Here is a 22,932-nt window from a genome sequence, read left to right on the forward strand (position 1 = left end):
CTAAACAGATCGGTATACACGTCAACCCCGACCCGGAGGTGATCACGGCATGGAAGCGTCTACGGGAGTGCTCACCCCTGCCGCGCGGCGCATCCTCGACACCGCCGCCGAGCTGTTCTACGGACAGGGGATCAACGCCGTCGGCGTTGATCTGATCGCCAAGCGCGCCGGAGTCACCAAGAAGACGCTGTACGACCGCTTCGGCTCCAAGGAGGCCCTGGTCGCCGCGTATCTGCGGGAGCGCGATGAGCGGTGGCGGGCGTGGCTCACCGCCGAGGTCGAGAAGTCGCCCCCGGCGGATCGCGCCCTCGCCACGTTCGACGCGCTCGCGGAGTGGGTGCGCCGCGAGAACCCCCGCGGCTGCGGTTTCGTGAACGCGGCGGCCGAACTGCCGGACGCCGCCCATCCGGCCCGGCAGGTGATCGCCGAGCAGAAGCGATGGCTGCGCGGATATCTGCGGCAGCTGTGCGAGGAGGCGGGCGTGACGGCCCCGGATGATCTGGCGGACGAGCTGCTGCTGCTCCACGAGGGCGCCACGGTGCTGAACGGGCTCTCGGTGGTCGCCGACGCGGTCGGCATCGCGCGGCGGCTAGCCGTGCGGGCGCTGGAGCGGGCCCGGACCTGAGCCTGACGGTTTGGTCTCGGTCGCGATCTCGGCCCATACGGTCTTCCCGGGCCCGCCGCCGGAGCGGGGCCCGACCGCCCAGCGCTCGGCGAGCTGCGAGACGAGATGCAGGCCGCGTCCGGTTTCGGCGTCGGGCGCGGCGGTGGTGAGCGTGGGCCGCTTCTCGGTGCGGGTGTCCGACACCTCGATGCGGATCGTTCCGGGGGTGTCGCCGCCCAGGGGCGCGGTCAGCCGTACGTGGAAGTCCCGCCCCGGGACGCGGCCGTGCCGTACGGCGTTGGCGGCCAGCTCACTGGCGATCAGGGTCGCGGTCTGTGATGGGAGGGATGCGACATGGCGGGTACGGAACGGTCCCCGTTCCTGAGGGGCTTCGGTAAGCAAGTGAAGCTGTTCCGGGAACGGGCCGGGCTCACCCAGGCGGAATTAGGGGCGCTCGTCGGGTACAGCGCGGACCAGGTGGCGTCGGTGGAGTGCGGGCGGCGCATTCCCAAGCCAGAGCTGGTCGACAAGGCCGATGAGGTGCTGGGTGCGGGCGGCGTACTGGAGGCGATGAAGGAGGAGCTTGCGCATCGTGAGCAGCTCGCGTACCTCGAAGGCCAGGGGCGCAGCGCCCTGCTCACCGACCGGGAAGAGGTCCGCCCTATTGCCGCGCGATATGGGTTCATCCGGGCGCAGGCTCTCACGCCACGGGAGTCATCCTTCTTCATCGAGAAGTTGCTGGGGGAGCTATGAGCAATGACATAGGCAAGTTGATGTGGTTCAAGAGCAGCTACAGCGGTAGCGAGGGCGGCGCATGCATCGAGGTCGCCATGGATTGGCGTAAGAGCAGCTACTGCGCGGGAAACGGTGGCGAGTGCGCGAGGTCGCCTCGTGCCGCCCCGACACCGTGCACGTCCGGGACAGCAAGAACACCGACGGCCCGAACCTTACGTTCCCCGCAGCCGCGTGGGGCGACTTCGTCGCCTTCGCGCGGGGCGTCGCTTGACCTTGAGCGCGCTCGAAACCGTACGTTCCCCGCATGATGACACAACAGCATGCGATCGGCTCCGGTTTCGGGGTGCGCAGTACGACGAGCGACGTTCTCACGGGCATCGACCTGACCGGGAAGCTCGCGCTCGTGACCGGCGGTTATTCAGGGCTCGGGCTGGAGACGACGCGGGCTCTCGCCGGTGCGGGGGCCCATGTCGTCGTGCCCGCGCGGCGGCGCTCAACGGCCGTCGAAGCGCTCGGCGGGATCGAGGGCGTGGAGGTCGCCGAGATGGACCTCGCGGACCTGGACAGCGTTCGGGCCTTCGCGGAGGAATTCCTCGCGTCCGGTCGCGCTATCGACATCCTGATCAACAACGCCGGGATCATGGCCGCGCCCGAAACCCGGGTGGGCCCCGGCTGGGAAGCCCAGTTCGCCATCAACCACCTGGGCCATTACGCCCTGACCAACCGGCTGTGGCCCGCCGTCGCCCGTGGTGGCGCACGCGTGGTGTCCGTCTCCTCCAATGGGCACCAGCTCTCGGACATCCACTGGGACGACCCGCACTTCGAGCGGCACGCCTACGACAAGTGGCAGGCGTATGGGCAGGCGAAGACGGCCAACGCCCTGTTCGCGCTGCACCTCGACGCGCTGGGGCGGAACACCGGTGTGCGGGCGTTCTCCGTGCACCCAGGCACGATCGCCACCCAGCTGGGGCGCCACATGTCCCCGGAGGAACTGGCGGAGCTGAGTGAGACGATCGAGGCCAGCCCCACCAACGTCGGCTGGAAGGCACCCGAGGAGGGGGCGGCCACCCAGGTCTGGGCGGCGACCTCGCCTCGGCTCACGGGTATGGGCGGGGTGTACTGCGAGGACTGCGACATCGCCGAGCCCGCGTCGGAGCAGACCGAACTGGGCAGCGGGGTGAGCGCCTGGGCCACCGATCCGGAGCGGGCGGCGCGGCTGTGGGCGCTGTCGGCCGAGCTCACGGGGGTCGATGCCGTCACAGGGTAGATAGACAGCCCAGGCTGCTCAGCTTGAACTGGACAGCCTGAACTGAAGGAAATATCGTGCGGGGCATGGCTGAGACCCCTGGTGGTGTGTCCGCGTCCGCCGTGCGCGCCGCGCATGAGATCCGTGTGGTAGTCGGCCGGCTGCGGCGGCGGTTCAAGGAGGCGTACGACAACGAGCAGCTCACCCCCTCCCAGACGTCCGTGCTCAGCAGGCTCAGCAAGGAGGGCCCCGCCTCGGCCAGCGCGCTGGCGGCGGCCGAGCGCGTACGGCCGCAGTCGATGGCGGCCACGCTCGCCGCGCTGGACGAGCGCGGGCTGATCCAGCGGCGCCCCGATCCCGGCGACGGGCGGCGGCAGCTGGTCTCGGTGAGCGACGCGGGCGGCGCGTTCCTGGACGACAAGCGGCGGGCGGGCGAGGAATGGCTCGCCCGGGCCCTGGAGAGCGGCTATACGGAAGCGGAACGGGAGACCATCCTCGAGGCGCTGGCCCTGCTGGACCGGCTCAGCCGCGCATGATCGAGCGGCTGACGCGACGAAAGGGAAAAGGCAGGGCGGACGCGGGGAGCACCTTCGACCGGAGGTTGCTCGCGCCGATGATGCTGGGTTCGGTACTGAACCCGGTCAACTCCTCGATCATCTCCGTGTCGTTGGTGCCGATCGGCGCCGCGTTCGGGGCGCCGCCGTCGCAGACGGCCTGGCTGGTCTCCGCGCTCTATCTGGCCACCTCGATAGGCCAGCCGGTCATGGGCCGGCTGATCGACCTCTACGGGCCGCGCCGCCTCTTCCTCGCCGGGGCGGCCCTGACCGGGATCGCGGGGCTGATCGGTCTGCTCGCCCCGAACCTGGGGACGCTGATCGTCGCGCGGGTGGTGCTCGGGTTCGGCACCTGCGCGGGCTATCCGGCCTCGATGTACCTCATCCGCGGGGAGGCCCGGCGGACCGGCCAGGAGAGCCCCGCCGGGATCCTTGCCACGCTAGCGGTCGCCGGCCAGACCATCGCGGTCATCGGACCGCCCCTGGGCGGACTGCTGATCGGGCTGGGCGGCTGGCGCGGCACGTTCGCCGTCAACATCCCGCTGGCGGCGGCCGGTCTGATCCTCGGCGTCCGGCGTCTGCCGAAGGAGCGGCCCCCGGCGGAGCGCACCGGCGAGCGCGTCCGGCTGGACCTGATCGGCATGGGGCTGTTCGCCACGATGCTCGTCTCACTGCTGCTGTTCCTGATGGCGCCGCGAGCCGACCGGTGGTATCTGCCGGTGCTGATGGCGGTGGCGGCGGCCGGGTTCGCGGTGCGGGAGCTGCGGGCGGCCGAGCCGTTCATCGATCTGCGGGTGTTCGGCGGCAATCTGCCCCTGCTGCTCACCTACGTCCGCGCGCTCCTCGTCTCCGTCGTCTCGTACGTCTTCCTGTACGGCTACACCCAGTGGCTCCAGGACGGCCGGGGGCTGACGGCCTCACAGGCGGGCCTCGCCCAACTGCCCCTGTTCCTGACCGGTATCGCGGTGTCCACGGCCACCGGCCGCCGCACCGCCGTACGCGGCAAGCTGCTGGTGGGGGCCGTGGGGCAGATCGTCGGCTGCGCCCTGCTGCTCCCGCTCCAGCCGCACAGCGCGATAGGGCTGCTGATCGTCGTCGGGCTCGTCTTCGGCGTACCGCAAGGGCTGATCAACCTCGCCCTGCAGAACGCGGTGTACCACCAGGCCGATCCGGAGCGGATGGGCTCCTCGGCGGGGCTGCTCCGCACCTTCTTCTACCTCGGCGCGATCGTCGCCTCCAGCGCCAACGGCGCCTTCTTCGGCGCACGCGCCGACACCGGCGGGCTGCACGGCCTGGCCTGGTTCATGCTCGCCATCACCGGCCTGTGCCTGGCGCTGACGCTCGTGGACCGCTCGCTGGGCCGTATCGGTTCCGACGATTCCTCTTCCGCACGACAATCGACGCAGCGAAAGGCTTCGTGAACGTGCACGTGAAGGTGAACGTGAACGTGAACGTGAACCCGACCCGGACCCGGAGGTCCACCGCGGGCTGAGCGGCTCGGTCGGGTGCGGCGCCGTTTCGCGCCTTCGGCGCATTTGAGCATGGGTCGGCGGGTGGGGGCCCGGCCCTCGTCGCCGGGTGCCGGGCCGGTGGGGGCTGGGCCCGGCGGCGGCATCTGTGCTCGGGGGCCAGGGTCGTTGCCGGACCGTCCTCCGGATGGGCCGGGGTGGGGTACCCCCTCTCGGAATTGCTTGACAAATTAGTTGCGCCAGATCAAGCGTTTTTTGGATGGGTGCCCAGAGGGGCTGTCCCGGGGCCCGGTCCGCACTCCGGATCGAACCGCGCCCCCGCGGCGTCGAGCCGCCACGACCTCGACATCCCACCGGGCCGGCGGCCGGCGGCGCCACCCCCGCCCCCCACCTCCGGCCCCATGCTCAAAAACCTTGGCTCGGTAAGCGGCGCCCATACGCACAGGGGCCTGCCCGAAAACCTCAGCGTGGCCCCGGGCGGGGCCTCAGCGCGGCCAGATCGGCGGGTTGGTGCAGAACGCGCCGCCGAGGTTCTCGTGGTCGGGGTTGCCCGGCTCCAGTTCGCCCTGTTCGGCGATCAGCTTCGCGGCGTACGGCTCGGAGTCGTCCCTCGGCTCGTACCCCAGGGCGCGGGCCGAGGAGAGGTCCCACCACAGGCGGGTGTTGGCCGAGCTGCCGTAGACCGTCGTGCAGCCCACGTTCTCCGCCGTAAGGGCGGCGTGGAGCAGCCGGGCGCCGTCCGCCGGGCTCATCCAGATGGACAGCATGCGGACCGTCGTGGGCTCGGGGAAGCAGGAGCCGATGCGGATGGCGACCGTCTCGATGCCGTGCTTGTCCCAGTAGAACGCGGCCAGATCCTCGCCGAACGCCTTCGACACCCCGTAGTAGGTGTCGGGGCGGCGCGGGGCGTCGAGCGGGATGAGCGGGTCGTCCCCCATCGGGCGCGGGGTGAAGCCCACGACGTGGTTGCTGGAGGCGAAGACGATCCGGCGGACCCCCGCCTCGCGCGCCGCCTCGTACACGTTGTACGTGCCCTCGATATTGGCCCGCAGGATCTTCTCGAACGGGGCTTCCAGGGAGATACCCGCGAGATGGATGATCGCGTCAACGCCCCGCACGGCCTCGCGCAGGGCGTCCCGGTCGGACAGATCCGCGGTGATCGCGTCCGGCTCGCCCTCGATGGGGAGCTGGTCGAGCAGCCGCAGCTGGTATCCGTACGGCGGCAGCAGCTCGCGCATCAAGGTGCCCATGCCGCCGGCGGCGCCGGTGAGGAGGACGGTGCGGGGAGCGGGCATGGGCGGATCTCCTCCGTGGGGGTATCGCGTTATGGGGTTGTCGCGCAGGGGGCTCTTGTGTATGGGGTTTTTATTCATGTATGTGGTTCAGATTCATGGACACCGTAAGGATCGGCGCATGGGTCGTCAAGGGTCGCGCGATGTCGGCGAATTCACCGTCGGGTGAGTGGTGTCACCCGGTTGGCGCCCTTGACCGGCGGCCGATGGCTGCCTTACGGTGAACTCGTTCACGAATGTAGATGACGATCAGAAACGTGCACACGGCGTCGGTGGGTGACGGCGGGTCGGTGTACACGACAGGGAGAAGCCCGTGACCTCAGCTTCACTCGCCGAGCGCCTTGACGGACTGCTGTTCTTCCCCGTGACCGCCTACGGTCCCGATGGCGCCCTGGACCTGGAGATCTACCGCGCGCACATCCGCGCCGGGATCGAGGCGGGGGCGGGCGCCGTCTTCGCGTGCTGCGGCACGGGCGAGTTCCACGCCCTGACGCCCGAGGAGTTCCACGACTGCGTCGTGGTCGCCGTGGAGGAGGCCGCCGGGCGGGTGCCGGTGGTCGCGGGCGCCGGGTACGGGACCGCGCTGGCGATCCAGTACGCCAAGCTGGCCGAGCGGGCCGGTGCGGACGGGCTGCTCGCCATGCCGCCGTATCTGGTCGTGGCCGATCAGGAAGGGCTGATCCGCCACTACAGCGCCCTCGCGGGCGCGACCGACCTCGACATCATCGTCTACCAGCGGGACAACGCCGTCCTGGCCCCGGACTCCGTGGCCCGGCTCGCCAAGGTGCCCGGCATCATCGGCCTCAAGGACGGCATCGGCGACCTCGACCTGATGCAGCGCGTCGTGAGCGCGGTGCGGGCGGACGCCCCCGACGAGGACTTCCGGTACTTCAACGGGCTGCCGACCGCCGAGCTGACCGGCCTCGCCTACCGCGGGATCGGGGTGACGCTCTACTCCTCCGCCGTCTTCTGCTTCGTTCCCGAGGTCGCCCTCGCCTTCCACAAGGCGCTCATGACGGGCGACGACGAGACTGCCAACAAGCTGCTGGACGGCTTCTACCGGCCGCTGGTCGAGCTCCGCAACCAGGGCCGCGGCTATGCGGTGTCGCTGGTCAAGGCCGGGGTCCGGCTGCGCGGGCTGGACGTCGGCGGGGTGCGGCCGCCGCTGAGCGAGCCCAGCCCCGCCCACGTCAAGGAGCTGGCCGAGCTGATCGAGCGCGGCATGGCGCTGGTCGGGGACGCGGACAAGGACGGGAACGGGGAGGCGCGGTGAAGGCTTCCGCCTTCGTCTACCCCTGGGACGTCGTCGGGGACCCGGACGCCGCGCGCCGCATCGCGGACCTCGGCGTCCAGCAGGTGACGCTGGCCTCCGCCTACCACTCCACCCGGGCCCTGACCCCGCGCCACCCCGGCCACCGCATCGTCACGGCCCGCCACGCGGCCGTGCTCTACCCGCCGAGCGCGGAGCGCTGGCAGGGGCGCGAGCTGCGGCCGTACGAGCAGTCGTGGGTGCCGGGCGACGATCCGTACGGCGAGGCGGCCGCCGCGCTGGCCGACGCCGGTCTCGAGGTCCACGCCTGGGTGGTGCTCGCGCACAACACCCGGCTGGGCGAGGAGCATCCGCGGATCACCGTGCGCAACGCCTATGGCGACCGCTACCCGTGGGCGCCGTGCATCGCCCGCCCCGAGGTGCGCGCCTATCTGGTGGACCTGGCCGCCGAGGCGGCCGTACGGCCCGGAGCCCGCGGCACCGAGCTGGAGTCCTGCGGCTGGTACGGACTCGCCCATCTGCACGCCCACGACAAGATCGGCGGGGTGCCGCTGGGCGGCGCCGGCCAGTACTTGATGTCGCTGTGCTTCTGCGAGAGCTGCGAGGCGGGTTACGCGGAGCTGGGCGCCGACCCCGAGGAGCTGCGCGACCTCGTGGTGCGCGCCCTGCGGCCGGTGTGGGCGGGAGAGACCACCGCGGACGGCGGTGACCGCGCGGGGGAGTGGGCCGAGGTCGAGAAGCTGCTCGGCGCCGACCACGCCGCGCTCTTCGCGGCCTGGCGCGACCGGATCGCGAGCGGTCTGCGGGGCGAGGCCGTGGCCGCCGTAAGGGCCGCGGCGGACGGGGACTTCCAGGTTCTGCTGCACGCCGACCCGGCCCCGCACCGGCTCGGCGCCAACGTGGGCGTGGACCCGGCCGATGTGCTGGCCCAGGCCGACGGGGTCGTACTGCCGTGCACGGGGGGCGAGGCGGCGCGCGCCGGGGTCCTGCCCCCGTTCGTCCCGTACCGGACCGAACGGACCGTGCTCGCCGCCAACTTCACGGTGGTGGCGGGGATGGGCGGCAGCCCGGCGACGCTGGCCCGGGACGCGGCCCACGCGGTGGAGCTGGGCGCGGACGAGCTCCGCCTCTACCACGCCGGTCTGGCCTCGGACCAGGACCTGGCGGCCGTCCGCACGGCCCTGGCCGAGCTGAGCTGAGGCCGAAGGCTCGGAGAGCGCCTGGCGGGTTTCCGGGACAGCCCGGCGGATTATCGGAAGCGCGACACCCGGTGGCATCGCCACGATCGAACGGTGTCGACGAAACGGACCACCTCACCCCGCGGACCCATCGCGCTGATGTCCCTGGGACACGCCTGCGTGGACATCTACCAGGGAGCGGTGGCCGCGCTGGTGCCGTTTCTCGTCTCGGAACGGGCCTACAGCTACGCCGCCGCCTCCGGCGTCGTACTGGCCGCCTCGCTGCTGTCGTCCGTCGTACAGCCGCTGTTCGGGGCGCTCACCGACCGGTGGGCCATGCCGTGGCTGCTGCCGGTGAGCACGCTGGTGGGCGGCGCGGGTGTGGCGCTGAGCGGGGTTACCGGCTCCTACGCGGCGACCCTGGCGGTGGTCGCCGTCTCCGGCATCGGCGTCGCCGCGTACCATCCCGAGTCCGCCCGGGTGGCCCGGCTCGCCAGCCGGGGCAGCCACACCGCGATGAGCTGGTTCTCCCTCGGCGGCAACGTCGGCTTCGCTGCCGCGCCGCTCGCGGTCGCCGCCGTCATCGCCACCGGCGGTCTGCGGGCCTCCCCGCTGCTGGCCGTCCCCGCCGTCGCCGGAGCCGTCCTGTGCGCGGCCGCGCTACGGGCGCTCAGGGCCCCGGGCACGGCGGCCGGGCCCGCGAGGGCGAGCCGCGGGGGAGAGGGGCGGGACGACTGGCCCTCCTTCCTCCGGCTGTCCGGCGCCATCATGTGCCGCTCGATCGTCTTCGTCGGACTGAGCGCGTTCATCTCCCTGTATGTGCGCGAGCGCGCCGGCGGAGGCGAACTCGCCGGTACCGCCGCCCTGTTCGTGCTCTACGCCGGCGGCGCGGTGGGCACGGTGGCCGGTGGCGGACTCGCCGCCCGCCACGGCCGGGTCCCGGTCGTCCAGTGGTCGTACGCCCTGACCGTCCTCGCCGTCGCGGGCGTCGTCCTCGTCCCCGGCCCGGCGCTCTACCTCTGCGTGGCCCTCGCCTCGGCCGGGCTCTATGTGCCGTTTTCCCTGCACGTCACCCTCGGCCAGGACTACCTGCCCCGCCGCGTGGGCACCGCCAGCGGGGTCACCCTGGGCCTGACCGTCAGCGCAGGCGGCCTCGCAAGCCCCCTCATCGGCGCCCTGGCCGACGCCACCACCCTCCAAACCGCCCTGTCCCCCCTGATAGCCCTCCCCGCCATCGGCTGCCTCCTCCTCCGCCCCCTGAACGAACCCGCCGTCCCCGAAGCCATCACCCAACACCCCCACTCGGCGAACACCGACGCCCCCGAGCGGGCGTGAGGACGGGACGGGCCCGGCTTTGGCGCTCTCGGCCAGTTTTTGTCAGAACCGTTGACGAACTCCTGGGGCCGCCTTAACTTCATCGGGTCGTACTTCGTATGTCATATATGAGACGTGATATGTGAGATCTGAGAGCATCATGGACATCGCCCCGAGCCCGATTCCCTCCCGCACCCAGTACGTGCTGGAGGCGGTCAAGCGCGCGATTCTCACCGGGGGGTTGCGGCCCGGACAGGCGTTGGTGGAGGCCGAGTTGGCCGCGCAGTTCGGGGTGTCGAAGACGCCTGTGCGGGAGGCGCTCAAGACGCTCGCGGGGCGGGGGCTCGTGGTGATGAGCGAGTACAAGGGGGCCACGGTCAGGACCGTGGACACCGCGATGGCGCACGCCGTCTACGATGTGCGGCTGCTCCTGGAGCCCGAGGCGCTGCGCCGGACCGTGGCCGCGCGGGCCGGGCTGGAGGACGCCGGGGCCGCGCTGGAGCGGTCGGACGCGGCCGCCGATCCGGCCGGGCGGTCGCTCGCCAACCGCGACTTCCACCGGGCGCTCTATCTGCCCTGCGGCAACCCCCTGCTGACCCGGATGCTCGACGAACTGCGGGACCAGGCCGCGCTGGTGTCCGCCATCGCCTGGCAGGCGGTGCCCTCCTGGGAACAGGAGGCCCATGAGCACCGGGAGATCCTGGCCCGCGCGCTCGACGGCGACGCCGACGGGGCGGCCCGCGCGCTGCACGAGCACATCGCGTCCTTCGTCCAGCGCGCCTTCCCGGACGGGGAGTAGCGCCCGGCGGCCCCCGGCCGCCGACCCCAGTACCCAGCACCCAGCACGCAGCACGCAGCACGCAGCACGCAGCACTCAGCACCATCCGAACAGCTCGTCCCGATGCCCGACATCGAGAGAAAGGGTTCGTATGGACTACTCACCGCTGAGGACGGCGCTCGCGGACGTCGTGGCGATCCCGGTGACCCCGTACGACGCCGAGGGCGCCGTGGACCGCGCCGCCTACCGGGCCCTGCTCCGCCGGCTCCTCGACGGCGGGGTCAAGGCCGTCACCCCGAACGGCAACACGGGGGAGTTCTACGCCCTCACCCTCGAAGAGCGGCGGCTGGTCACCGAGCTGACCGTCGAGGAGGCCGCCGGGCGGGCGGCTGTCCTCGTCGGGGTCGGCCATGACGCGGCCACCGCGGTCGAGGCCGCCCGGCACGCCCGCGCGGCCGGGGCCGACATGGTGATGGTGCATCAGCCGGTGCATCCGTACGTCGCCCAGGACGGCTGGATCGACTACCACCGCACCATCGCCGAGGCCGTCCCCGAGCTGGGCGTGGTGCCGTATCTGCGCAATCCGCTCATCGAGGGCGCGGCGGTCGCCCGGCTCGGCGAGGAGTGCCCCAATGTCATCGGGGTCAAGTACGCGGTCCACGACGCCACCCGCTTCGCCGCCGTGGCGCGCGACGCCGGGCTGGACCGGTTCGTCTGGGTGGCCGGGCTCGCCGAGCTGTACGCGCCCTCGTACTGGGCGGTCGGCGCCACCGGCTTCACCTCGGGCCTGGTCAACGTGGCCCCCAACGTCTCGCTCAACATGCTGGGCGCGCTGCGCGCGGGGGACTACCCGGGCGCGATGAAGGTCTGGGAGCAGATCCGGCGGTTCGAGGATCTCAGGGCCGAGCGGCAGTCCGCCAACAACGTCACGGTGGTCAAGGAAGCGCTTGCCGCGATGGGGCTGTGCCGGCGCGACGTCCGCGCCCCGAGCAGGCCGCTGCCCGAGCCGAGGCGCGCGGAAGTCGCCGCGATCGTCGAGGGGTGGTCGGTGTGAATACTCAACGGAGAACGCGCAAGCGCCCCGACGAGCTGCGCAGCCACCAGTGGTACGGCACCGACGGCCTGCGCTCCTTCAGCCACCGCGCCCGCACCCGCCAGCTCGGCTATCTCCCCGAGGAGCACCTGGGCAAACCGGTCATCGCGATCCTCAACACCTGGAGCGACATCAACCCCTGCCATGTGCACCTGCGCGACCGCGCCCAGGCGGTCAAGCGCGGGGTCTGGCAGGCGGGCGGCTTTCCGCTGGAGTTCCCGGTCTCCACGCTCTCCGAGACCTTCCAGAAGCCCACCCCCATGCTCTACCGCAACCTCCTCGCCATGGAGACAGAGGAACTGCTCCGCTCGTACCCGGTCGACGGCGCCGTGCTGCTGGGCGGCTGCGACAAGTCCACCCCGGCGCTGCTGATGGGCGCGGCCAGCGCCGACCTCCCGGCGGTCTTCGTCCCGGCCGGGCCGATGCTGCCGGGGCATTGGCGCGACGAGGTGCTGGGTTCGGGCACCGACATGTGGAAGTACTGGGACGACAAGCGGGCCGGGCTGATCGGCGACTGCGAGATCTCCGAGCTGGAGCGGGGGCTGGCCCGTTCACCCGGTCACTGCATGACGATGGGCACCGCCTCCACGCTGACGGCCGCCGCCGAGGCGCTGGGCGTGACCGTACCCGGCGCCTCGTCCATCCCGGCCGTGGACTCCGGGCACGACCGGATGGCGGCCGCCTCCGGGTTACACGTGGTCGAGCTGGTCTGGCAGGACCTCAGGCTCTCGGAGCTCCTCACCCGGGAGGCCTACGAGGACGCGGTCGCGACCGTGCTCGCCCTCGGCGGCTCCACCAACGCGGTGATCCATCTGATCGCCATGGCGGGCCGGTCTGGGGTGCGGCTGACCCTCGACGACTTCGACCGGATCGCCCGTACCGTCCCCGTGCTGGCCGATCTGCGGCCCGGCGGCCGGTACTTGATGGAGGACTTCCACTTCGCGGGCGGGCTCCCGGGCTTCCTCTCCCGGCTGACGGACGTCCTGCACCTGGACCGCCCCACCGTCGCCCACCCCACACTGCGCGAACAGCTCGACGGCGCCCTGGTGCACAACCCCGAGGTGATCCGGGACCGCGACCGCCCGCTGGCCGGGGAGGGCGGAGTGGCGGTGCTGCGCGGCAATCTGTGCCCCGACGGCGCGGTCATCAAGCACATCGCGGCCGAGCCCCGGCTGCTGAAACACACCGGTCCCGCCGTGGTCTTCGACGACTACAGGACGATGCAGGCCACCATCAACGACCCCGGTCTCGGCATCACCGAGGACAGCGTGCTGGTGCTGCGCAACGCGGGCCCGCTGGGCGGCCCCGGAATGCCCGAGTACGGGATGCTGCCGATCCCCGACCATCTGCTCAAGCAGGGGGTGCGGGACATGGTGCGGATCTCCGACGCCCGGATGAGCGGCACCAGTTACGGGGCCTGCGTGCTGCACATCGCGCCCGAGTCGTATGTGGGCGGCCCGCTCGCGCTCGTCCGCGACGGCGATCCGATCACTCTCGACGTCGCGGCGCGGGTGCTGCGGCTGGAGGTGGACGACGCCGAGCTGGAGCGGCGCCGGGCGCGGTGGACGGCCCCTCCGCCCCGCTATGAGCGCGGCTACGGCGCGCTCTACCAGGACCAGATGACCCAGGCCGACACCGGCTGCGACTTCCGCTTCCTGGCCCGTCCCGGGGCGGTGCCCGAACCCTACGCGGGCTGAGCGAATTTTTTTGCACGAGATACCGAACAACATTCGGTAAGCGCTTCACCAGACCCCGCACCTCTGAGAACGGAGAAGCAGTCATGGCCCACGCCGTGGCGAAACCACCCCGGGTCACCCGGCGCCGTACGGGAGGACCGGCCCGTACGGGAGGACCGGCCCGCACGGGAGGACCGGCCCGCACGGGAGGACCGGCCCGCCGCCTCCCGTATCTGCTGATCGCCCCCGCCGGGCTGCTGATGCTGGGCTTCATCGCCTATCCGATGCTCAGCGTCCTCTACTACAGCCTGCGGAACTACAACGTCACCAAGCCCTGGCGGAACGGCTACGCGGGCCTGGACAACTTCACCCGGATCTTCACCGACGACCCGCAGTTCTGGGACACGCTCGTCTTCAGCGGCAAATGGGTCGTCACCGAGGTGCTGTCGCAGCTCCTGCTCGGCCTCGCGCTCGCCCTGCTGGTGAACCAGACCTTCCTCGGCCGTGGCCTCGCCCGCGCCCTGGTCTTCTCGCCCTGGGCCGTGTCCGGGGTGCTGACCACCACCATCTGGATGCTGCTCTACAACCCCTCGACGGGCATCAGCCGCTATCTCGCGGACGCGGGGATCGGCACCTACGGCACCTCGGTGCTCTCCGACACCGGGACCGTCTTCTGGGCCGCCGTCGTCGCCGAACTCTGGCGCGGTGTCCCGTTCTTCGCCATCCTCCTCCTCGCCGACCTCCAGTCCATCCCCAGGGACCTCTACGAGGCGGCCTCGGTCGACGGCGCGGGCCGGGCGCGGCGGTTCCTCCACATCACCCTGCCGCACCTGAAGGACGCGATCGTCCTCTCCACGCTGCTGCGCGGCGTCTGGGAGTTCAACAACGTCGACCTGCTCTACACCCTCACCGGCGGCGGACCGGCCGGGCAGACCACCACCCTTCCGCTGTACGTCGCCAACACCGGGATCAACGGCCATGACTTCGGCTACGCCTCCGCGCTGACCACCGTCGCCTTCGTGATCCTCCTCTTCTGCTCGATCCTCTATCTGCGCCTGAGCAAGTTCGGAGGCGAGACCAAGTGACCGCCGCACTCGCCGAGCAGGGCACCCTGCCCGCCGCCGCGGCCGCCCCGCCGCCCACCGCCCGCGGGGGGCGCCGTCGCGGGTCCGGCCAGGACGTACCGCGCTGGCAGATCTATCTGCCGCTGGGTCTGTATCTGCTGTTCACCCTCGTCCCCTTCTACTGGATGCTGCTGTTCGCGCTGCGCCCCGCGGGCTCGAACGCGCTGGTGCCCTGGCCGATCACCGGTGAGCACTTCCAGAAGGTCTGGAACGAGCGCAGCTTCGGGATCTTCTTCCAGAACAGCATGATCGTCGGGGTCGCCTCACTGGTGATGACGACGGCGGTCGCGCTGGCCGGGGGCTATGCCCTGGCCCGCTTCGACTTCCGGATCAAAAAGGGCTTCATGCTGGCGCTGCTGGCCTCGCAGTTCATCCCGGGCGCGCTGATGCTGGTGCCGCTCTTCGAGATCTTCAAGAACCTGCAGATGATCAACTCGCTGGGGAGCGTGGTCATCGCGGAGACCGTCTTCCAGCTGCCCCTGTCGATCATCCTCATCAGCGGCTTCATCAAGAACGTGCCGGTGTCGCTCGAGGAGCAGGCGTGGGTCGACGGCTGCGGCCGCTTCCGGGCCTTCTGCGCGGTGGTGCTGCCGCTGCTGCGCCCGGGGTTGATCGCGGTCGGCTCCTTCGCCTTCGTACACAGCTGGAACCACTTCCTGTTCGCGCTGATGTTCCTCAGCTCCCAGGACAAGCAGACGATCCCGGTCGGCCTGAACACCCTCATCGGGGCGGACAGCGTCGACCTGGGCGCGCTCGCGGCGGGCGGGGTGATCGCCGCGGTGCCCGTCGTCATCGTCTTCGCCTTCATCCAGAAGTGGCTGATCACCGGCTTCAGCGCGGGGGCGGTCAAGGGCTAGTGGGTGTCCGACGGATCGTGCCGCCCGCGGCGGGCTGCCCCCCTCCGCGCCCCTTCCCACAACTGGGGCTCGGCCCCGGACCCGAGCACCTCTCTCACGGACAAGGAGGTCCGAAGATGCGCATGGTGCGCCCCCAGGGAGGGGGATTCCAGTGATACCCCTCGTCCTCGCCGGTGCCCGCGGCCACGGCCGCTGGCACCTGGACAACATCCGGCGGCTGACCGCCGAGGGAAAGGTCCGCCTCGCCGGGGTGTGCGAACTCGCGCCGCTCACCCGGGAGGAGCTGGGCGACGGGCTCGGCGAGCCCGAGCAGTCCGCCGACCTCGCCGCGCTCGTGACCCGCACCGGCGCCCGGATCGCCGTCATCTGCACCCCGATCCACACCCACGCCGACCTCGCCCTCGCCGCCGCCGAACGCGGTGCCCACCTCCTGCTGGAGAAGCCGCCCACGCCCTCGTACGCCGAATTCACCCGGTTGAGCGAAGGACTACGCGGATACGGAACCGTCTGCCAGATCGGCTTCCAGTCGCTCGGCTCCCATGCCCTGCCCACCATCCGGAAACTCGTCGCCGACGGACGTATAGGGGCGATCCGCGGCATCGGCGCGGCCGGGGCATGGGCCCGCGACGAGGACTACTACACCCGCGCCCCCTGGGCCGGACACCGCACCCTCGACGGCCGCGACGTCGTGGACGGCGTCCTCACCAACCCCCTCGCCCACGCCATCGCCACCGCCCTGCACCTCGCCGACGCCGACCGGGCCGAGGACGTGGCCGGTATCGAGCTGGAGCTGTACCGGGCCAACGCCATCGAGGCCGACGACACCTCCTGCGTACGGATCCGCACCACCCGCGGCACCACCGTGGCCGCCGCCGTCACCCTGTGCGCGGAGGAACCCGGTGAGCCCTATGTGGCCGTCCACGGCGAACGGGGCCGGATCACCTTCTGGTACAAGCTCGACCGGGTCCGTATCGAACGCGACGGGGCGCCGCCCGAGACCACCGATCACGCGCGCACCGATCTGCTGGACAACCTCGTCGCGCATCTGCGCGACGGCACCGAACTGCTCGTTCCCCCGGACCGCACCGGCGCGTTCATGCGCGTCGTCGAGGCGGTCCGCACCGCCCCCGCACCGGTCCCGCTGCCCGCCGACGCCTGGCGCACCGAGCCCGGTGCGGGCGTCACCGCGCGAGCGGCCGAGCGGCGCGTGGTGACCGGCATCGACCGACTGGTCACCGCCGGCGCCGAGCGCCTCGCCCTGTACTCCGAACTGCGCGCCCCCTGGGCCGCTCCCCCCACGGAGGTCCCGCACCCATGACACCCCTGACCCCCTCCGGCCCCCTGACACCGACCAACCCGCTCACTCCCTCCCCCACCCGCCGTCCCCCGTGCACCCTGCTGCGCCATGAGCACCGGGTCGTCGGCACGTATGTGCACCGCCCCGAACTGCCCGGCACGGTCGTGCCGCGTCCGTATCTGCACCCCGTGCGCACCCTCGGCGGTGTCACCGTCACCGGGCTGCGGCCCGCCGAGGACCCGGCCCGCCTGGGGGTGTCCATGGCCATCCCGGAGGTGGCCGGATGGAACTTCCGTGGTGGTCCCGGCCGACGGGACCACCACGGCCGCCAGCGCCATCTCAGCTGGCTGCTGCGCGACCCCGACGGATTCGTGGAAGAGCTGTCGTGGACGGCCGGTGGGCGGCAACTGCTGCTGGAGCGGCGCACGGTGGCCGTACGGTCCCTCGGAACGGAGTGCTGGGCGCTGGACTTCACCTCCGCCCTCACCAATGTGACGGGCGAGGAGATCGCCCTCGGCGGGGCGGGCCACGTGGGCGGCTTCTTCTGGCGTGTCCCCCGGTGTCCCGAGCCCGCGCATGTCTTCGGCGCCGACGGCGAGGGCGAGGCGGCGGTGCACGGACGGCCCGCGGACTGGCTGGCGCTGGCCACCGACGACTGGACGCTGGTCTTCGTCGGCGCGACCGGCGACACCCGGGCCGACCCGTGGTGGGTCCGCACCGGCGACCACCCGGGCGCCGGCTCGGCCCTCACCTGGCAGCGCCCCCTGCCCATAGCCCCGGCCGACACGGTCACCCGCCGCATCGTCACAGCGATAGCCGACACCCGCCTGACCCGGCCCGCGGCGGCCCGCCTGGCGGCCCACCTCTCCGACAGGGGAGCGGCGGTATGAGCACCGGTTGTGGGCGATCGTCCCTCCCCCCAGCCACCGCTGGGAGGTGCCCCCTGGCGGGACGGGCGGGCACAACCGACCCGCACATGGCCACGGGCTCCGGCCACAACGGCGCGACCCCAAGCGACCACCACCCGCAAGCGACCCCACAAGGAGACGGACGTACACCCATGAACCCACGCACCCGCAGAGCAACCCGAACCGCGACCGCCCTGGCCGCGACCCTCACCCTCGCCCTGACAGCCACCGCTTGCGGAGACGACGGCTCGACCACCGGCGAGGAAGGCTCCGGCAAGGGCACCATCACCTTCTGGGACAACAACGGCGGCCCCCGCACCAAGATCTGGAAGCAGATCATCGCCAAGTTCGAGGACAAGTACCCCGACATCACGGTCACGTACGTCCCGATCCCGATCGCCAACGTGCAGTCGAAGTACGACACCGCCATCCAGAGCGGCGGCGACAGCCTGCCCGACGTCGGCGGCGTGGGCACCGCGTATCTGGCCAATCTGGTCGCCCAGGGCGCCCTCGACCCCGTGACCGACCGCATCGGTGACAGCGCCCTCAAGGGCAAGCTGATCAAGAACATGGTCGAGAGCGTCCGCGCGGCCGGAGGTGACGACAAGGAGCTGTACTCCGTCCCGACCTCCGCCAACCAGGGCACCCTCTGGTACCGCACCGACCTCTTCAAGGCGGCGAAGCTGCCCGCGCCCGACAGCTGGGACAACTTCTACAAGGCCGCCGAGGAGTTGACCGACAAGGGCCGGAACAAGTTCGGCTTCACCCTGCGCGGCGGTGCGGGCTCGATCGCCCAGGCGCTGGACATGATGTACGCCCAGTCCGGCATCCCGTCCTTCTGGAACGGCGAGGGCGGGGACAAGACCACCCTCAACGACCCGAAGAACGTCGCGGCGCTCGAGAAGTACATCGCCCTCTTCAAGGAGGTCACCCCCGCCGCGGACCTCAACAACGACTTCGCCAAGATGGTCGCCCAGTTCGACCAGGGCGACATCGGGATGCTCCAGCACAATCTCGGCAGCTATGTGGACCACGTACGGCTGCTCGGCAAGGACAAGATCGCGGGCATACCGCTGCCGCCGTCCCGGCAGGGCGCGGCGCGCACCATCGTCTCCAACCCGGTCGACGGCCTCGGACTGTTCAAGGCGAGCAAGAACAAGGCGGCGGCCTGGAAGTTCATCGAGTTCGCGGCCTCCCCGGAGATGAACAGCCTCTGGAACGAGGACGTCGGCGCCATTCCCGCCAACGTCGGCGCCGCGGACGACGACTGGATCGCCAAGGCCCCGCCGACCAGGTCCGCGCTGGAGTCGCTCAACGATCCGCAGACCAAGGTCGTCCAGTTGCCGTACTACCTCCCGGACTGGAACAACATCAGCAAGGCCGACAACGAGCCCAGCTTCCAGAAGGTGCTGCTCGGCAAGATGACCGCCAAGGCGTTCTGCGACAAGGTCGCGAAGGAGCTCAACGCGGCACAGGCGGACTGGAAGAAGCACCAGAGCTAGCCCTGGCCGCCACAGCCGGTCGAGCCGCGCCCGACCGAACCACCACCACTTCGCTCCATGGGCCTTCGGGCCCCTCCAGTCCTCTATGAACTACGTGTATACATGCGGTGTATAGTGCTCGCAGTTCGTGCCGCCAACTTTACGTATTTGGCCGGACGTTGGCGGCATGGCGACCACTATTGGCCACAAGAGGACTTCGGGGACATCAATGGGGCGAAAAGGTCGAATATCCGGGCTGTGCGTCAGTCTCGTCGGCGCCGTCTGCCTGACGCTGGGCCTCAGCGGCTGCGGTGCGTCGTACGACACCACCTCGCCGCGCAGCGCCCGGGAGCACGCGGCGTCGGACGCCGGTCACTCGACACCGGCCGCCTCCAAGCCGGACGTACTGAAGAAGGGCGACGGGGCGAACGGGGCGGACGACAAGAGCGGGGCGGACGGCTCCGTCGACTGCGCCGTCGCCAGGTGCGTCGCCCTCACCTTCGACGCGGGCCCCAGCGGCAACACGCCCCGGCTGCTGAAGATCCTCAAGCACGAGAAGGTCCACGCGACCTTCTTCATGCTCGGCAGGAAGCACATCGACCGCCACCCGGACCTGGTGCGCCGTATCGCCGACGAGGGGCATGAACTGGCCAATCACACCTGGTCGCACAAGATCCTGACCAAGACCGACTCCGACGAGGTCCGCACGGAGATCACCCGAGTCCAGACCGCGGTCAAGAAGCTCACCGGCCGTACGCCGCTGCTGATGCGCCCGCCGCAGGGGCGTACCGACGAGCGGGTCTCCAGTATCTGCCGTGAGCTCGGCGTGGCGCAGGTGCTGTGGAGCGTGACGGCGAAGGACTACCAGACGAACGACTCCGCGCTGATCGAGAAGCGGGTGCTGGAGCAGACGAAGCGCGACGGGATCATCCTGCTGCACGACATCTACAAGGGCACGGTGCCGGCCGTGCCGGGGATACTCGCGAAGCTGAAGAAGGAGGGCTACACGGTGGTGACGGTCTCCCAGCTGATGGCCCCGGCCATCCCGGAAGCGGGCAAGGTCTATCGCCCATGAGGCAACAGACCGACACGTTCTCCGTCGCGTTCGAACATCCTCGGGCACAAAATGATCAAGTGTTGTCGCAAGCTATCGCGATGCGATCGGGATTTCGTAATCTAAGAATCCTCGGGAACCCGGCAACCTAATCTGGAGTGGCGGCAACTACGACATGGAGCGGGCCGGTCCGGATCCTCCGGCCCGTTCTCTCGACGCGGAACAGGAGTTGCCATGAGGCTGAGACGCAAACGGGGCCGTCACCGCCGTCGCAAGGATCGCACGCTGTCGTTGGGCAGCGCCGTGATCGTGGCGTCGGCCGTGGCCGGGGTGTATCTGACGGCTTCACCGGAGGGCGCGAGCGCCGTGCCCACCACCCTGTATGTGGCCACCAACGGCAGCGACGGCAACACCGGCACTCTCAAGTCCCCCTACCGAAGCCTGGAGAAGGCGTTCTCCACCGTCAAGGCGGGCACCACCATCGAGGTCCGCGGCGGCACCTACTACCCCTCCAGGACCCTGCGCAGCTCCATCAGCGGCACCCCACGCGAGCGCGTCCAACTGCGGTCGTACCGCGCGGAGAAGGTCCGGATCGACGGCTCCCGGCTGGGCCGGGGCTCCTCCCTGGTCTCCCTCACCGCCGACTACTGGACGGTCTCGGGGATCGAACTGCGCAACGCCCCGGGCGGCGGCCTGGTCTGCACCTCCTGCGCGCGCAACGTCTTCCAGGACCTCAGCACCCACGGCAACGGCGACACCGGACTCACCCTCCGCGGCGACGACACCAACGGCAACGTCATCCGGAACCTGGACTCCTACGCCAACCACGACGACGCCACCGGCGGCCAGCGGGCCGACGGCATAGCCATCACCCACGGCTCCGGCTCGGGCAATGTGGTCACCGGGTCCCGGCTGTTCCACAACAGCGACGACGGCCTCGACCTGTGGATGTGGGCGAGCCCGGTCACCATCGAGCACTCCTGGGCCTTCGGAAACGGCCGGAACCGCTGGCACATCCCCTACTTCAAGGGCGACGGCAGCGGCTTCCAGCTCGGCTCCGACCGCCGTGACGCCCCCTCGCCCGCCCATCTCGTACGGTCCTCCGCCGCCTGGGCCAACACCAAGAGCGGCTTTGACGCGGGCGGCAACACCGGGGCCCTCCGGCTCCAGCGCACCACCTCCTTCGACAACTGGGGCAAGGGCTACGCCGTCGCCGGCTCCCGCGCCCGGCTGACCCGCAACCTCGCGCTCTCCAACGGCCGCGGCAGTGCCGACACCGGCCTCCTCGCCGTCTCGCTGGACAACAACTGGGCGCCGGGCCGCCGGGCCACTCCGCCGCTGGTCACCACCGACCCCACCACGGCCTTCGGGCCCCGGCGGCCGAACGGCTCGCTGCCGCTCACCGGCTTCCTCGTGGTCATGGACCGCACCGAGATCGGTTCGCCGATGAACTGAAACCCCGGGAAAACCTGAACCGCGCTCCTGGCGGGCACAATCCCCTGATCCGGCACGCCGCCGACCAGCCCGCCGTCCCCCGAGGAGCGCGACCATGGCGAGACAGATCACGGACAAGGCCCCGGCCCCACCACTGCCCGGCCTCCCCCTGCTCGACCGCTACTTCCGGATATCCGAGCGGGGTTCCACCCTCGGCCGGGAGGTCCGGGGCGGGTTCGCCACCTTCTTCACGATGGCGTACATCCTCGTTCTGAACCCGATCATCCTGGGCGGGGCGAAGGACAAGTTCGGCGAGCAGCTCTCCGGCACCCAACTCGCCACCGCCACCGCCCTGGTGGCCGCCGTGATGACCGTCCTGATGGGCATCGGCGGCAATCTGCCGCTCGCCCTCGCCGCGGGCCTCGGGCTCAACGCCGTCGTCGCCTTCCAGATCGCCCCGCAGATGAGCTGGGCCGACGCTATGGGCCTTGTGGTCCTGGAGGGCCTGATCATCTGCGCGCTGGTGGTGACCGGGCTGCGCGAGGCGGTGATGCACGCCATCCCGCAGCCGCTGAAGCAGGCCATCAGCGTGGGGATCGGGCTGTTCATCGCCTTCATCGGCTTCATCGACGCCGGGTTCGTCTCCCGCATCCCGGGCCCCACCGGCTCCACGCCCGTACAGCTCGGCTCGGACGGGCGGCTCAGCGGCTGGCCGGTGGTGGTCTTCTGCGTGGGGGTGCTGCTGACCATCGCGCTGATGGCGCGCAAGGCCAAGGGCGCCCTTCTGATCAGCATCGTCGTCTCGACCGTGCTCGCGATCGTCATCAACGAGATCGCCGACATCCGGCCGGAGGCATGGGGGCTGACCGTGCCCACCCTCCCTGACAGCGTCGTCGACACCCCGGACTTCGGGCTGCTCGGCTCCTTCAGCCTCTTCGGGGCGTTCCAGCAGGTCGGTGTGGTCACCATCGTCCTGCTGATCTTCACCCTCATCCTGTCCGACTTCTTCGACACCATGGGCACGGTCGTCGGGGTGAGCAACGAGGCCGGGCTGCTGGACGCCGAGGGCAGGGTGCCGGGGCTGGGACGGGTGCTGCTCATCGACGGTGCGGCGGCCGCCCTCGGCGGCGCCGCGTCCGCCTCGTCCAACACCAGCTACATCGAGTCCGCGGCCGGGGTCGGCGAGGGCGCGCGCACCGGGTTCGCCAGCGTGGTCACCGGAGCGCTGTTCGGGCTCGCGCTCTTCCTGACCCCGCTGGCCACCGTGGTGCCCGCCCAGGCCGCCGCCCCGGCGCTGATCGCGGTGGGCTTCCTGCTCATGAGCCAGGTGCGGTCCATCGACTGGGAGCGGATCGACATCGCCGTCCCGGCCTTCCTCACCATCGCGCTGATGCCGTTCAGCTACTCCATCTCCAACGGGATCGGCGCCGGGTTCATCTCGTATGTGGTGATCAAGACGGTGCTGGGCAAGGCGCGGGAGGTGCACTGGCTGCTGTGGGGGACGGCCGCGCTGTTCGTGGTCTACTTCGCGATCGACCCCCTCGAACGACTGCTCACCTGAGCCGCGA

The 22,932-nt window shown here is 70.8% G+C and carries 21 protein-coding genes and 1 pseudogene; 20 read left to right on the forward strand and 2 right to left on the reverse strand.

Translation table 11 applies throughout. The features are described 5' to 3' along the window. Window positions 1–49 precede the first annotated feature (49 nt). Window positions 50–625: a TetR/AcrR family transcriptional regulator gene (locus ACMTAK_RS37145; protein WP_413810212.1), complete on the forward strand. Its 576-nt coding sequence runs from the start codon at window positions 50–52 to the stop codon at window positions 623–625. Here the strand turns inward: ACMTAK_RS37145 and ACMTAK_RS37150 are convergent. Next, on the reverse strand, window positions 590–1,006 hold the full coding sequence (locus ACMTAK_RS37150; RefSeq protein WP_413810213.1) for an ATP-binding protein: 417 nt from the start codon (window positions 1,004–1,006) through the stop codon (window positions 590–592). The two genes, ACMTAK_RS37145 and ACMTAK_RS37150, sit on opposite strands and share 36 nt — an antisense overlap. Here ACMTAK_RS37150 and ACMTAK_RS37155 point away from each other — a divergent pair, their 5' ends adjacent. The 5 genes and pseudogenes from ACMTAK_RS37155 (at window position 1,007) to ACMTAK_RS37175 (ending at window position 4,560) form a co-directional block, all read left to right on the forward strand. Further along, on the forward strand, window positions 1,007–1,357 hold the full coding sequence (locus ACMTAK_RS37155; RefSeq protein WP_413810214.1) for a helix-turn-helix domain-containing protein: 351 nt from the start codon (window positions 1,007–1,009) through the stop codon (window positions 1,355–1,357). Then, a pseudogene (locus tag ACMTAK_RS37160) lies at window positions 1,354–1,610 on the forward strand (DUF397 domain-containing protein). Before ACMTAK_RS37155 ends, ACMTAK_RS37160 begins: the two are co-directional and overlap by 4 nt. A gap of 33 nt (window positions 1,611–1,643) precedes the next feature. Further along, window positions 1,644–2,606, forward strand: a complete 963-nt coding sequence (locus ACMTAK_RS37165; protein WP_413810215.1) for an SDR family NAD(P)-dependent oxidoreductase — start codon at window positions 1,644–1,646, stop codon at window positions 2,604–2,606. Between the two features lie 65 nt (window positions 2,607–2,671). Then, entirely contained in the window at window positions 2,672–3,121 is a 450-nt protein-coding gene (locus ACMTAK_RS37170; protein ID WP_413810216.1) for a MarR family winged helix-turn-helix transcriptional regulator, read from the forward strand. Further along, window positions 3,118–4,560: an MFS transporter gene (locus tag ACMTAK_RS37175; RefSeq protein WP_413810217.1), complete on the forward strand. Its 1,443-nt coding sequence runs from the start codon at window positions 3,118–3,120 to the stop codon at window positions 4,558–4,560. The genes ACMTAK_RS37170 and ACMTAK_RS37175 overlap by 4 nt, the downstream gene beginning before the upstream one ends. Before the next feature lie 533 nt (window positions 4,561–5,093). Here ACMTAK_RS37175 and ACMTAK_RS37180 read toward each other — a convergent pair. Beyond that, complete coding sequence (locus ACMTAK_RS37180) at window positions 5,094–5,903, reverse strand: NAD-dependent epimerase/dehydratase family protein (RefSeq protein WP_413810218.1); 810 nt, start codon at window positions 5,901–5,903, stop codon at window positions 5,094–5,096. A gap of 310 nt (window positions 5,904–6,213) precedes the next feature. Here ACMTAK_RS37180 and ACMTAK_RS37185 point away from each other — a divergent pair, with 310 nt between their 5' ends. The 14 genes from ACMTAK_RS37185 to ACMTAK_RS37250 all read left to right on the forward strand — a co-directional run bounded on the left by ACMTAK_RS37185 (window position 6,214) and on the right by ACMTAK_RS37250 (window position 22,925). Beyond that, window positions 6,214–7,173 (forward strand): 5-dehydro-4-deoxyglucarate dehydratase, encoded by a 960-nt coding sequence (locus ACMTAK_RS37185; protein WP_413810219.1) that lies wholly within the window; start codon window positions 6,214–6,216, stop codon window positions 7,171–7,173. Beyond that, complete coding sequence (locus ACMTAK_RS37190) at window positions 7,170–8,369, forward strand: hypothetical protein (RefSeq protein ID WP_413810220.1); 1,200 nt, start codon at window positions 7,170–7,172, stop codon at window positions 8,367–8,369. The genes ACMTAK_RS37185 and ACMTAK_RS37190 overlap by 4 nt, the downstream gene beginning before the upstream one ends. Window positions 8,370–8,507: 138 nt before the next feature. Beyond that, on the forward strand, window positions 8,508–9,683 hold the full coding sequence (locus ACMTAK_RS37195; RefSeq protein WP_413813110.1) for an MFS transporter: 1,176 nt from the start codon (window positions 8,508–8,510) through the stop codon (window positions 9,681–9,683). Between the two features lie 139 nt (window positions 9,684–9,822). Next, window positions 9,823–10,461 carry a GntR family transcriptional regulator gene (locus tag ACMTAK_RS37200; protein ID WP_413813111.1) on the forward strand — a complete coding sequence of 213 codons (639 nt, stop codon included), beginning with the start codon at window positions 9,823–9,825 and terminating at the stop codon, window positions 10,459–10,461. Between the two features lie 130 nt (window positions 10,462–10,591). Next, window positions 10,592–11,494 carry a dihydrodipicolinate synthase family protein gene (locus ACMTAK_RS37205; protein ID WP_413810221.1) on the forward strand — a complete coding sequence of 301 codons (903 nt, stop codon included), beginning with the start codon at window positions 10,592–10,594 and terminating at the stop codon, window positions 11,492–11,494. Then, a complete protein-coding gene (gene araD / locus ACMTAK_RS37210; protein ID WP_413810222.1) occupies window positions 11,491–13,230 on the forward strand; it encodes an L-arabinonate dehydratase in 1,740 nt (579 codons plus the stop codon). The genes ACMTAK_RS37205 and araD overlap by 4 nt, the downstream gene beginning before the upstream one ends. 83 nt (window positions 13,231–13,313) lie before the next feature. Then, entirely contained in the window at window positions 13,314–14,294 is a 981-nt protein-coding gene (locus ACMTAK_RS37215; RefSeq protein ID WP_413810223.1) for a carbohydrate ABC transporter permease, read from the forward strand. Next, on the forward strand, window positions 14,291–15,190 hold the full coding sequence (locus ACMTAK_RS37220; RefSeq protein ID WP_413810224.1) for a carbohydrate ABC transporter permease: 900 nt from the start codon (window positions 14,291–14,293) through the stop codon (window positions 15,188–15,190). Before ACMTAK_RS37215 ends, ACMTAK_RS37220 begins: the two co-directional genes overlap by 4 nt. 151 nt (window positions 15,191–15,341) lie before the next feature. Continuing rightward, entirely contained in the window at window positions 15,342–16,508 is a 1,167-nt protein-coding gene (locus tag ACMTAK_RS37225; protein ID WP_413810225.1) for a Gfo/Idh/MocA family protein, read from the forward strand. Beyond that, the gene (locus tag ACMTAK_RS37230; protein ID WP_413810226.1) at window positions 16,505–17,377 is read left to right on the forward strand and encodes a DUF6807 domain-containing protein; all 873 of its coding nucleotides are present in this window, start codon (window positions 16,505–16,507) and stop codon (window positions 17,375–17,377) included. The genes ACMTAK_RS37225 and ACMTAK_RS37230 overlap by 4 nt, the downstream gene beginning before the upstream one ends. A gap of 170 nt (window positions 17,378–17,547) precedes the next feature. Then, window positions 17,548–18,897, forward strand: a complete 1,350-nt coding sequence (locus tag ACMTAK_RS37235) for an ABC transporter substrate-binding protein (protein ID WP_413810227.1) — start codon at window positions 17,548–17,550, stop codon at window positions 18,895–18,897. A gap of 208 nt (window positions 18,898–19,105) precedes the next feature. Beyond that, window positions 19,106–19,951 (forward strand): polysaccharide deacetylase family protein, encoded by an 846-nt coding sequence (locus ACMTAK_RS37240; RefSeq protein WP_413810228.1) that lies wholly within the window; start codon window positions 19,106–19,108, stop codon window positions 19,949–19,951. Window positions 19,952–20,164: 213 nt separating this feature from the next. Beyond that, a complete protein-coding gene (locus ACMTAK_RS37245) occupies window positions 20,165–21,385 on the forward strand; it encodes a right-handed parallel beta-helix repeat-containing protein (RefSeq protein WP_413810229.1) in 1,221 nt (406 codons plus the stop codon). Between the two features lie 94 nt (window positions 21,386–21,479). Beyond that, window positions 21,480–22,925, forward strand: a complete 1,446-nt coding sequence (locus tag ACMTAK_RS37250; RefSeq protein ID WP_413810230.1) for an NCS2 family permease — start codon at window positions 21,480–21,482, stop codon at window positions 22,923–22,925. Window positions 22,926–22,932 lie beyond the last annotated feature (7 nt).

The organism is Streptomyces lacaronensis (assembly GCF_047337785.1).
GTDB classification, from domain to species: domain Bacteria; phylum Actinomycetota; class Actinomycetes; order Streptomycetales; family Streptomycetaceae; genus Streptomyces; species Streptomyces lycopersici.

Coding starts and splice junctions, on each gene's coding strand:
- ACMTAK_RS37145 (WP_413810212.1), top strand. CDS start 50: ATGGAAGCGTCTACGGGAGTGCTCACCCCTGCCGCGCGGCGCATCCTC.
- ACMTAK_RS37165 (WP_413810215.1), top strand. CDS start 1,644: ATGATGACACAACAGCATGCGATCGGCTCCGGTTTCGGGGTGCGCAGT.
- ACMTAK_RS37170 (WP_413810216.1), top strand. CDS start 2,672: ATGGCTGAGACCCCTGGTGGTGTGTCCGCGTCCGCCGTGCGCGCCGCG.
- ACMTAK_RS37175 (WP_413810217.1), top strand. CDS start 3,118: ATGATCGAGCGGCTGACGCGACGAAAGGGAAAAGGCAGGGCGGACGCG.
- ACMTAK_RS37180 (WP_413810218.1), bottom strand. CDS start 5,903: ATGCCCGCTCCCCGCACCGTCCTCCTCACCGGCGCCGCCGGCGGCATG.
- ACMTAK_RS37195 (WP_413813110.1), top strand. CDS start 8,508: ATGTCCCTGGGACACGCCTGCGTGGACATCTACCAGGGAGCGGTGGCC.
- ACMTAK_RS37200 (WP_413813111.1), top strand. CDS start 9,823: ATGGACATCGCCCCGAGCCCGATTCCCTCCCGCACCCAGTACGTGCTG.
- ACMTAK_RS37205 (WP_413810221.1), top strand. CDS start 10,592: ATGGACTACTCACCGCTGAGGACGGCGCTCGCGGACGTCGTGGCGATC.
- ACMTAK_RS37215 (WP_413810223.1), top strand. CDS start 13,314: ATGGCCCACGCCGTGGCGAAACCACCCCGGGTCACCCGGCGCCGTACG.
- ACMTAK_RS37230 (WP_413810226.1), top strand. CDS start 16,505: ATGACACCCCTGACCCCCTCCGGCCCCCTGACACCGACCAACCCGCTC.
- ACMTAK_RS37235 (WP_413810227.1), top strand. CDS start 17,548: ATGAACCCACGCACCCGCAGAGCAACCCGAACCGCGACCGCCCTGGCC.
- ACMTAK_RS37240 (WP_413810228.1), top strand. CDS start 19,106: ATGGGGCGAAAAGGTCGAATATCCGGGCTGTGCGTCAGTCTCGTCGGC.
- ACMTAK_RS37245 (WP_413810229.1), top strand. CDS start 20,165: ATGAGGCTGAGACGCAAACGGGGCCGTCACCGCCGTCGCAAGGATCGC.
- ACMTAK_RS37250 (WP_413810230.1), top strand. CDS start 21,480: ATGGCGAGACAGATCACGGACAAGGCCCCGGCCCCACCACTGCCCGGC.